The 6,570-nt window shown below is 69.9% G+C and carries 6 protein-coding genes; 4 read left to right on the plus strand and 2 right to left on the minus strand.

Annotation, left to right across the window (positions count from 1 at the left end):
- The first annotated feature begins 314 nt into the window (after positions 1–314).
- On the plus strand, positions 315–1,616 hold the full coding sequence (locus tag APR03_RS24165; RefSeq protein WP_253839881.1) for an LVIVD repeat-containing protein: 1,302 nt from the start codon (positions 315–317) through the stop codon (positions 1,614–1,616).
- Positions 1,617–1,826: 210 nt separating this feature from the next.
- On the plus strand, positions 1,827–2,600 hold the full coding sequence (locus APR03_RS24170; protein ID WP_253839882.1) for a DUF305 domain-containing protein: 774 nt from the start codon (positions 1,827–1,829) through the stop codon (positions 2,598–2,600).
- A 7-nt stretch (positions 2,601–2,607) separates the two neighbouring features.
- Here the strand turns inward: APR03_RS24170 and APR03_RS24175 are convergent, their stop codons facing one another.
- Positions 2,608–3,426 carry a CPBP family intramembrane glutamic endopeptidase gene (locus tag APR03_RS24175; protein WP_253839883.1) on the minus strand — a complete coding sequence of 273 codons (819 nt, stop codon included), beginning with the start codon at positions 3,424–3,426 and terminating at the stop codon, positions 2,608–2,610.
- 173 nt (positions 3,427–3,599) lie between these two features.
- On the opposite strand from APR03_RS24175, the gene APR03_RS24180 reads away from it, so the two are divergent.
- Both APR03_RS24180 and APR03_RS24185 read left to right on the plus strand, forming a co-directional pair.
- The gene (locus APR03_RS24180) at positions 3,600–5,861 is read left to right on the plus strand and encodes a carbon starvation CstA family protein (protein WP_253839884.1); all 2,262 of its coding nucleotides are present in this window, start codon (positions 3,600–3,602) and stop codon (positions 5,859–5,861) included.
- Positions 5,858–6,049, plus strand: coding sequence for a YbdD/YjiX family protein (locus APR03_RS24185; RefSeq protein WP_253839885.1), 192 nt, complete (start codon positions 5,858–5,860; stop codon positions 6,047–6,049). The genes APR03_RS24180 and APR03_RS24185 overlap by 4 nt, the downstream gene beginning before the upstream one ends.
- A gap of 64 nt (positions 6,050–6,113) precedes the next feature.
- Here APR03_RS24185 and APR03_RS24190 read toward each other — a convergent pair.
- Positions 6,114–6,570: MBL fold metallo-hydrolase (locus tag APR03_RS24190; protein WP_504967662.1), on the minus strand; the 457-nt coding region annotated here is incomplete at its 5' end.

The following is a 6,570-nucleotide window of genomic DNA, read 5'->3' on the forward strand; positions in this document are numbered from 1 at the left end:
GTCATCGGCAGGTCATCGGCACTGCGGCCGCGGACCATCGGATGGCGTCACCCGCCGGAATCTACCAACCCCTTCCGGCACCGGCGATGCCCTGTCCGCGCCGCTAGGTGGTGATTTGTCACCACCATGTTAAAGATCGAGAAACTCCTGGTCCTGAGAGGTCCCTGTGAGCAACACTGCCCTCAACCGATCTAGGAGGTGTGACGCCCGTGCGTCGTCCAACCTTTACCCGATCTCGAGCGCGGGGCGCCGCAGGTGTCGCCCTGACCGCGATCTTCGCCGCTGCGGCGGTGGCGCTCGCGGGGCCCTCCGCGATGGCCTCCGTCGCGGACCCGGACGTCCCGCCGGGCGAGACCGCGTCCTACAACATGACCCACCTCAGCAACCAGCCGAAGAACGGCGCGCTGCAGGGGACCGGCTCGGACATCGCCTTCCAGGGCAAGTACGCCTACGCCGGCAACTACGACGGCTTCACCGTCTACGACCTGACGAACAAGGCGAACCCGAAGCAGGTCGTCCAGGTCTACTGCCCGGGCTCGCAGAACGACGTCTCGGTCTACAAGAACATCCTGGTGCTCTCCACCGACTCGTCCCGCAGCGACGACTCGTGCGCCTCGACGTCGCTCCCGGCGACCGAGAAGAGCGCGTGGGAGGGCATCAAGATCTGGGACATCTCGAACCCGCTCTCGCCGCGGTACGTGAAGTCCATCGAGACCGAGTGCGGCTCGCACACCCACTCGCTCGCACCGTCGAAGAACGGCCGGGACCTCTATGCCTACGTGTCGTCCTACTCGCCCAACGCGACGTTCCCGGACTGCCAGCCGCCGCACGACTTCATCTCGATCGTGAAGATCCCGGTGAAGCACCCGACGCAGGCGAAGCTCGTCGCCACGCCGAACCTCTTCCCGGACGGCGGCTACGAGGGCGACCCGGACCGCAGCGCCTCGACCACGAGCGGCTGCCACGACATCACCACCTACGCCAAGTACGACCTGGCGGCCGGCGCGTGCATGGGTGACGGCATCCTCATGGACATCAAGAACCGTGAGCGTCCGCGCGTGATCAGCCAGGTGCGGGACACGGAGAACTTCGCGTTCTGGCACTCGGCCACGTTCAACAACGACGCCACCAAGGTCGTCTTCACCGATGAGCTCGGTGGCGGCGGTCTCGCGACCTGCACCGGCGAGTTCGCGCCGGAGCTGGGCGCCAACGGCATCTACGACATCAAGAAGGGCCGGCACGGGACGACGGAGCTGAAGTTCCAGTCGTACTACAAGATCCCGCGCATCAACACCGAGAACGAGAACTGCGTGGCCCACAACGGCTCGCTGATCCCGGTCAAGGGCAAGGACCTCATGGTCCAGTCGTGGTACCAGGGCGGCGTCTCGGTGTTCGACTTCACCGACTCGAAGCGCCCGCGCGAGGTCGCCTGGTTCGACCGCGGCGAGGGCGTGAGCAGCGGCGGCACCTGGTCGACGTACTACTACAACGGCTACGCCTACTCGAACGACCTCGGCATCGGTTTCGACACGTACGACATCGACGACCGGATCGACGGCAAGGCCGAGCGGGTCAAGCTCACGTCGCTCAACCCGCAGATGCAGGAGCGGTTCTGACGGACGCCGGCTGACCGACGCCACGTCGACGAGGCCCACCGGTGCACCCCGCACCGGTGGGCCTCGCCCGTCCGCCGTCGTCCCTCCTCTTCGAGACCGAGGTTGCTTCGCTCTGAGCGGCCGCAAAGCGAAGCAACCTCGGTCTCGAAGGTGGGCATGAGGGGTTTCCGTGATGGCGCGGACGGCGCTTCGTGTGGGAACCTCCCGGACATGACGCGCCAGCACTCGACGACCGAGGAGACCACCCCGCCGTCGGGCGACACGGCCGGCGAGGCGGCGCCGCCGTCCGCCTACGGCCTGGGACGGCGGCTGCGGATCATGGGCGCCGTCCTCGCGGGCGGCCTGGCCGTGACGCTCGCGCTGCTGCTGTGGCTCGGCGTGTTCGTGCCGGCCAAGCAGGAGGCCGCCGGGTACTCCGACGCGGACTCCTCCTACGCCGCGACCGCGATCGAGCACAACGCGCAGGCGGTGCAGCTCGCGGCGCTCGCGCCCGGACGGTCGGACGACGACGCCGTGCTCGCCCTGGCCGTCGAGGTGGGCGAGGCGTCGGCGGGCCGGGTCCGGCTGCTCGCCGACTGGCTGGAGGCGCGGGACATCCCGGTGCCGCCGTCAGGCCGCGAGGCGCTGGCGCTGGCCGAGAACGGGCTGGAGACCGAGCTGCCCGACGACGGCAGCGGCCCCCGCGCGGGCTCGACCGCGCACTCCCACGAGGGCGGCAACCACGGCATGCTCACCGACGAGCAGGTCAACGGGATCGCCGCCCTGACCGCCACGGACTTCGACATCGCCCTCCTCGCCGCGCTCGTCGAGCACCACTACGGCGGGCTGCAGCCGGCCGACGAGGAGATCGAGAACGGCAAGGACGCCGAGGCCATGGCGCTGGCGCAGGCCGAGGCCGACGCCATCCGCGTCGAGGTCGAGGACGTCCGCGACCTGCTCGCCTCGGTGGGCGGGCCGGGTTCCACGAACGACCAGACGAGCTGAGACAGGCCTACGGCGCCGTCACGAAGATGTCGAACAGCTCGGGGTGGTGCCCGTGCACCAGCACGCCGAACACCACGGCGTCGAACAGCAGGTGCACGGCCACCACGTAGCTGAGCGACTTGAACTTCGCGAAGATCCAGCCCTGGACCAGGGCGAACGGCACGGTCAGCAGCGGGCCCCACTCGCGGTAGCCGAGCTCCCAGAGGAACGACACGAAGATGATCGACTGCAGCACGTTGGCCTGCCACACCGGGAAGTGCGTGCAGTACAGGGCGAACACCACGCAGATGAAGAACAGCTCGTCCCAGATGCCCACGGCGTTCACGCCCACGAACAGGCGCCAGATGTCCTGCGACCCCTCCAGGTCGGGCCAGTTCAGGTAGGCGCCCGACCCTAGGAAGTAGAACGGCAGCACCAGGTAGCCCACCGCGACCACGACGACCAGGTAGGTCCACTGCCCACGGCCCCAGCGGCGTCCGGTCGCCACGGGGAACCGGATGGTGTCCTGCTTCAGCACGAACCGCGACAGCGCCCACGGCACGAGCACGGCCCCGCCGAGCGCGAGCGTGAACCGCAGCATCCCGGCGTCCGACAGGTCGGCCTCGAGGGAGATCAGCGAGATGATCCCCATGCCCACACCGACCAGCGCCAGGTCGCGCCCGAGCGCGCGGTCGGCCCAGAGCCCCAGCACGATGCCCAGCACGAGCGGCAGGTAGGCGAGCGGCCGGATGTGGACGGCGAACAGCAGGATCGCCGACGCCGAGACGAGGAACGCGGCCGTGAGCCGTGCCGGGCCGATCAGCGGGTCGGGCAGAGTGAGGGTCACGGGGAGAGGTTCCCACATGTGTCAGACCCCCAGGTCACGGGAGCGACCTGTACGTCTGACACGTCGGGACTGGTCTGGGGTGAACCTGGCCAACTAGGGTCAGTGCACGGTAACGAATTAACCCCCCAGGACCCCGGCCCCGGCGGGGCCGGCATCACGGCAAGGAGGCCGCTGTGCGCTCACCCGAGCACGTCGAGCTGGTCCGGAACGACCCGGACCTCCCCCCGGTCGCGGTCATCGACCGCAGACCGATGACCACCGGCAAGAAGCTGATCTTCGCCGCGATCGGGCTCGTCGCCGCGATCGCGTGGGCGCTCGTCGCCTTCGTGCGCGGCGAGTCGGTCAACGGCGCGTACTTCGTCGTCGCCGCCGTCGGCACGTACGTCATCGCCTACCGCTTCTACGCCCGGCTCATCGAGTACAAGGTGGTGCGCCCCCGGGACGACCGGGCCACGCCCGCCGAGGAGCACGAGAACGGCCGGGACTTCGCGCCCACGGACCGGCGCGTGCTGTTCGGGCACCACTTCGCCGCCATCGCGGGCGCCGGCCCGCTCGTCGGGCCGGTGCTGGCCGCCCAGATGGGCTACCTGCCCGGCACCCTGTGGATCATCATCGGCGCCGTGCTGGCCGGTTGCGTGCAGGACTACCTCGTCCTGTGGCTCTCGACCCGCCGCCGCGGCCGCTCGCTCGGCCAGATGATCCGCGACGAGATGGGCACGATCGGCGGCGCGGCCGGCCTGATCGGCGTCTTCGTCATCATGATCATCATCCTCGCGGTGCTCGCCCTCGTGGTGGTCAACGCCCTCGCCGAGTCGCCGTGGGGCGTGTTCTCCGTGGGCATGACCATCCCGATCGCGCTGTTCATGGGCGTCTACCTGCGGTACCTGCGGCCCGGCCGGGTGTCCGAGGTGTCGGTGATCGGCGTGGTGCTGCTGGTGCTCGCCATCGTGGCGGGCGGCTGGGTCGCCGACACCCCCTGGGGCGCCGAGACGTTCACCCTCGAACCCGTGACGGTCGCGTGGCTGATCGTGGGCTACGGCTTCCTCGCGTCCGTGCTGCCCGTGTGGCTGCTGCTCGCCCCGCGCGACTACCTCTCCACGTTCATGAAGGTCGGCACCATCGTGCTGCTCGCCGTGGGCGTGATCATCGCGCAGCCGGCGGTGCAGGCGCCCGCCGTGTCGAGCTTCGCGATCGAGGGCAACGGCCCCGCGTTCGCCGGGTCGCTGTTCCCGTTCCTGTTCATCACCATCGCGTGCGGCGCGCTGTCCGGGTTCCACGCCCTCATCTCGAGCGGCACGAGCCCCAAGCTGGTGCAGAAGGAGAGCCAGCTGCGCCTCATCGGCTACGGCGGCATGCTCACCGAGTCGTTCGTCGCGATCATGGCGCTGGTCACCGCCATCTCCATCGACCAGCACCTGTACTTCACGATGAACGCCCCCGGGACGCTCACCGGCGGGGAGCCCGGCTCCGCGGCCGACTACGTGAACGGCCTCGGGCTGGCAGGCCCGCCGGTCACGGGCGAGGAGATCCAGGCCGCCGCCGACAGCGTCGGCGAGGAGTCGATCATCTCCCGCACCGGCGGTGCGCCGACGCTCGCGTTCGGCATGTCGCAGATCCTCGGCTCGTTCCTGGGCGGCGCGAGCCTGCAGGCGTTCTGGTACCACTTCGCGATCATGTTCGAGGCGCTGTTCATCCTCACCACGGTCGACGCCGGTACCCGCGTGGCCCGCTTCATGCTGTCCGACACCCTGGGCAACCTGGGCGGCCCGCTCAAGAAGTTCCGCGACCCGTCCTGGCGCGTGGGCGCGTGGATCTGCTCGGTGGTCGTCTGCGGCCTGTGGGGCGCCATCCTGCTTATGGGCGTCACCGACCCGCTGGGCGGCATCAACACGCTGTTCCCGCTGTTCGGCATCGCCAACCAGCTGCTCGCCGCCATGGCGCTCGCGCTGGTCACCGTCGTCGTGGTGAAGAAGGGCTACCTCAGGTGGGCCTGGATCCCCGCGGTACCGCTGCTGTGGGACCTCGCGGTGACCATGACGGCGTCGTTCCAGAAGATCTTCTCGCCCGAGCCGAGCCTGGGGTACTGGGCGCAGCACAACGCGTTCCGCGAGGCGCGGGCCGCGGGCGAGACGTCGTTCGGGACGGCGGCCGACCCGGCCGCGATGGACGCCGTCATCCGCAACACGTTCCTCCAGGGCACCCTGTCGATCGTGTTCGCGCTGCTGGTGCTGATCGTCGCCCTCGTGGCGCTGTGGGTGTGCGTCAAGGCCGTCCGGGCGGGCGGGCTGCCCACCACGGAGGAGCCGGACACGAAGTCGGCGACGTTCGCGCCGTCGGGCCTCGTGTCCACCGACGTGGAGAAGGAGGTGGCGGCCCAGTGGGCCACCTACTACGACGAGAACCCGGACCAGCTCCGCACCGGGACGCACGCGTGAGCACGCTCCGCCGGGGCTGGCGCGCGCTGGCCTGGTACGTCACCGGCGTGCTGGGCGAGAGCGACTACGAGCGGTACGTGGCGCACCTGCGCCGCGTGCACCCGGGCGCCTCGGTGCCCACGGTGCGGGAGTACTGGCGGGACCGTTACGCGTCCCAGGACGCGGATCCGGGCGCCCGCTGCTGCTGAACCGCGCACATGTGCCGGACCCTCAGGTCACCCCGGTGGCCTGAGGGTCCGACACGTCGTGGGGTCAGGTGAGGTGGTCGTTGGCGCCGCTGGTCCAGGCCGCGTGGCGTTCCGCCGAGCGCTGGACGATGGCCCGGGCGTCGACGGGGATCACGCCGCGGAAGTTGTTGTAGAGGCGGTCGAACTCGAACCGGGAGACGTGGTCGGCGATGCGCTGGACCACGGCTCCGGACAGGGGGATGCGGTTGGGGTAGGAGCGCATGAAGGAGACCGAGGTGCGGTCGGGGTTGGCGAAGATGGTGTCGCCCGAGAGCAGGACGCCGCGGCCTTGGGCGCCGGCGGCCCAGTGGGCCACGGTGGAGCCGGGGAAGTGTCCGCCGGGCTGGGTCAGGGTGATGCCGGGCAGGATCTGGAGGTCGGTCTTCCAGGTCTGGACGGCGGGGTCGGTGCGGGCCAGCCAGTCGGCGTCGTCCTGGGCGACCAGGATCGGTACGCCGCCCAGGCGGCGGCTCCATTCGACC

This window comes from Promicromonospora thailandica (assembly GCF_024171955.1).
Lineage (GTDB): Bacteria > Actinomycetota > Actinomycetes > Actinomycetales > Cellulomonadaceae > Promicromonospora > Promicromonospora thailandica.